Genomic DNA, 3,484 nt, shown 5'->3' on the forward strand with positions numbered 1-3,484 from the left:
CCTCCTGTTTCGCTTTTGGCAGATTATTTGGCGTGACAAGCGTCCGTCTGTTCTCCGGTGCGTTCGGGTCACGCAGCCCGTAATGATGATTAACCAGCGTCTGCCAGGCATTTATCCTCGGCCTGTCCGCACGGTCGTAGTACGGCTGGAGGCGCTTACCGCTCTGTAGCTCCATGTTCGGGATGACAAAATTCAGTTCGAGCCGCCCCTTATCCTGGTGTTCCACCCAGAGAATGCTGTACTGGTCTTTTTCGAGACCGGGCATAAGAACACGCTCAAAGCTCGTCATCACTCTTTCGCGTTCACCCGGTGGTAGCTCCTTCTCCGCGAACGACAGAACGCCTGACGTGTATTTCTTCGAAAATGGCGTGGAATCAATGAGTTCCCGCACTTCTTCCGGGTTACCCCGGAGCACCGTTGCGCCTTCGCGGTTACGCTCCCGCCCCAGCAGGTAATCGACCGGGCCACTTCCACCGCCTTTCCCCCTGGCATGAAATTTAACTATCATCCCGTACCCCCTGTTCCCTGACAGCCTGCCGCAACTGGCGCAATTCACCCTCGATGGCCATCAGTGCGGCCACCACATGAACCCGGTCAATCGAAGACCACTGGCCGCTGTTCACCTTCCGGGCTGTCTGGTTCAGGTTGTTCCCGATGGCAGCCAGATGCCGCAGCAATGGCGGTGCCAGTGTCGGCAGTTTTCCTGTGCGTGCAACCGGCTCCCCCAGACAGACCCGCCGCATCCATTCCGCCAGTCGTTTACCCTCGCAGCGTTCCAGTAACCGGGCGTGCTCCTCATCGGTAACCCGTATCGTGAGCATCTTCTCGCGTTTCATCGGTATCATTCCCCCTAACAAATCCCCCATACAAGGAGCCTTAAGACCATGACCAAACAGGAAAAAACAGCCCTTAACATGGCTCGCTTTATCAGAAACCAGACGCTAACCCTGCTGGAAAAACTCAACGATCTGGACGCGGACGAACAGGCAGACATCTGCGAATCACTTCACGACCACGCCGACGAACTCTACCGCAGTTGCCTCGCACGCTTCGGCGATGACGGTGAAAGCAACTGAAACATGCAGCTCCCGGAGACGTTCACAGCTTGCCTGTGAGCGGATGCCGGGAGCAGACAAGCCCGCCAGGGCGCGTCAGTGCGGGTGTCGGGGCGCAGCCCTGACCCAGTTCACAGAGCGATAGCGATGTGTATACTGGCTTTCCTCATTTTGCATCGGTGCAGAGTGGATGGGAAGTGCACCATGTCAGGAGTAAAAAGCCGCACAGATGCGTAAAAACAGCGCGCCCGATAAACAACACACACGCGGACACTGGCACAGGCGCGTAAGTGCACAATGCTTGCCTCTGTGACTCTTCCGCTTCCTCGCCCACTCGCTCACTACGTTCGGTCGCTGGGGCTGCGGCGAGCGGTGGGATCACTCTCGTTGTGATGCAGATCCGTTTTTTTTTTTGCACTGGAGTTATCAGGAGTAGCGGTGCACATGGGATCGTGCGATATGCTGGATGGTGGAAGGTCGGAGGGAACGGCAACAACTCACCCCTCCCAGTGAAGGGACGGGTAGTTTGCCGCTCTCGATATGCCGGACGGAGCCAAGGCCATCGATCACGGGGCGCGTCAGTGGAAGAACCCGCGCCTGCGTGACGTATGCGTCTTCGCCGCACCATCTCACCCGTCACGCCACCACATACCGGGAACTGCCGCCAAGGTCTAACTCAACCAATCTAGCCGCGCTACATACGGTTTTTGTGGCAACTCATCAGGTGTCCGCTGTCGATGAAACTCTCTGCGCCGGTAGCGGAACTCTCACGCGTGCGGTCGCCGTCGTCACAGCTCCCCCAACCGCAAACGATTCTCGCAAATACGCAAGTATCTGCAAAAACAGGTTTTTTTCGGGGTTCCTGGGAGACTGTGCTGTTGAAAAACTCTTGAAGAATACAGAAGGCTCATGCAAACTGAATGAACTGGTTTCTGTTGTGGATCTCAACAGTTTCCACAGGAACATTGAGGAGGTCAGAGACCTCAATGAACCCGAAACAGCTCGCCTTCCTGGCGAGCTGTTTTCGTTCTACGCCCACCGACGAAAGATCGCAAGTGCAATAACGAGATTTTTCACGTCTTTACGCTCAAAAAGTAAAAAAACCATGTTTTCCCCTGGCTGAATCCCCAAAAACGCGTGAAATGCGTTTTCAGGATGTTGCATAGCTATGCACAAATACGGCACACGATTTGTTTCGCTCGCCCCAGCCGTCGAACGGGTCAAAATGGCAAGATTTCGTCACTTCTCCGGTCACATCTCCATTGATGGCCCACTCCGAACCCGTGCCGCGCGTTCCTGTACCTCATGTCTGTACCGGGCACGCTCCTGTTCATCCCTTAGCTGTTGTTCGCGATAAATAACCGACTCAAGCGATCCACTTGCCCGGCTAATCTCTGCACCTGCTGACTCAATATCACGACGCGCTCGTTCAGTATCGCGTTGTTCCGTTGCGTAACCTCGTGCATCTTCTGCAATTCCGCGAAGGCGCTCTCCCACTCGTTCAGCCGCCGCATATAGTCCTGTTGCAAATGCTCTAAGGCGTTCAGCAAATGCCCTTCCAGTTCCGTCATACTCGTTTACTCCCTGACCAGCCTCACGGCGTTCTTGTCGCCCACCGTCCAGGTGTTTTCCCCTTTCACCCCGTCCGGCAACACCAGAAATTTCCCGTTCTCGCCATTGACGAACGTCACCCCCCAGGTTTTTGCCTCGAGTTTCGCCAGCGTGTTTTCCTGCTCTCTGATAGTCAGGATATTTTTCGCAATCTTGCTTTCCTGCCACTCCATCAGCCCCCAGCACCCCAGGAAAATCCCGCCCGTGACGCTGAGCGCGGTCAGCGCCGGAAACAGTATCCGCCCTTTGATCACCCGCCAGAGCAGTTTTTTCTGCTGCCGGGACAGTTCGGCCTCTGTGGTGCTGAACTGCATGCTCACGGTGGTGCTCAGCGTATCCAGTTGCTTTTTCACGGATGTTGTATGTTCGCTGATAGCGTCTCTGATTTTCTGCCTGTTTAAGCTCAATGCCTTGTCTACAGACTCTTCGAGCTTCCTGAACTCGCTGTTCAGCATGTTCTCGGTAGAAGCGGCTCGCTCTTTCAGTTTCTTCTCGAAGTCTGTTCCCATTTGTAAAAGATTGCTCATACAGCGCCCCCTTTAGCCTGAGATTCCGCCCCCCCTCCGGGTCGGCAATACTGATGCTGCTTTTGGTTGTCCTCACCACCTCAAAACCTGCCGCTGTAAGCGCCTCTGTGACATCCTGACGCGTTTTTATTGCTCCGGCATGGTAAAGAGCCTCAAGACCCCGTGTAATCGCTTCTGCGGCCTCCTGTTTCGCTTTTGGCAGATTATTTGGCGTGACAAGCGTCCGTCTGTTCTCCGGTGCGTTCGGGTCACGCAGCCCGTAATGATGATTAACCAGCGTCTGCCAGGCAT

General features: G+C 55.2%; 5 protein-coding genes. 1 reads left to right on the top strand and 4 read right to left on the bottom strand.

Annotation, left to right across the window (positions count from 1 at the left end):
- Positions 1-508, bottom strand: a 508-nt coding sequence (locus tag ACJHWR_RS25085; RefSeq protein WP_162771608.1) for a relaxase/mobilization nuclease domain-containing protein, incomplete at its 3' end; no start/stop codon positions are given.
- Positions 498-821, bottom strand: coding sequence for a MobC family plasmid mobilization relaxosome protein (locus tag ACJHWR_RS25090; RefSeq protein ID WP_001696562.1), 324 nt, complete (start codon positions 819-821; stop codon positions 498-500). The genes ACJHWR_RS25090 and ACJHWR_RS25085, both read right to left, overlap by 11 nt.
- Positions 822-884: 63 nt before the next feature.
- On the opposite strand from ACJHWR_RS25090, the gene ACJHWR_RS25095 reads away from it, so the two are divergent.
- Positions 885-1,076, top strand: a complete 192-nt coding sequence (locus tag ACJHWR_RS25095) for a Rop family plasmid primer RNA-binding protein (RefSeq protein ID WP_062914769.1) — start codon at positions 885-887, stop codon at positions 1,074-1,076.
- 1,316 nt (positions 1,077-2,392) lie between these two features.
- Here ACJHWR_RS25095 and ACJHWR_RS25100 read toward each other — a convergent pair.
- Together ACJHWR_RS25100 and ACJHWR_RS25105 are read right to left on the bottom strand one after the other, a co-directional pair.
- Positions 2,393-2,626 carry an MbeD family mobilization/exclusion protein gene (locus ACJHWR_RS25100; RefSeq protein ID WP_000137389.1) on the bottom strand — a complete coding sequence of 78 codons (234 nt, stop codon included), beginning with the start codon at positions 2,624-2,626 and terminating at the stop codon, positions 2,393-2,395.
- 6 nt (positions 2,627-2,632) lie between these two features.
- Positions 2,633-3,193 carry an MbeB family mobilization protein gene (locus tag ACJHWR_RS25105; protein ID WP_000067487.1) on the bottom strand — a complete coding sequence of 187 codons (561 nt, stop codon included), beginning with the start codon at positions 3,191-3,193 and terminating at the stop codon, positions 2,633-2,635.
- Between the last annotated feature and the right edge of the window lie 291 nt (positions 3,194-3,484).

The organism is Escherichia sp. WS568, assembly GCF_046486085.1.
Lineage (GTDB): Bacteria > Pseudomonadota > Gammaproteobacteria > Enterobacterales > Enterobacteriaceae > Escherichia > Escherichia coli.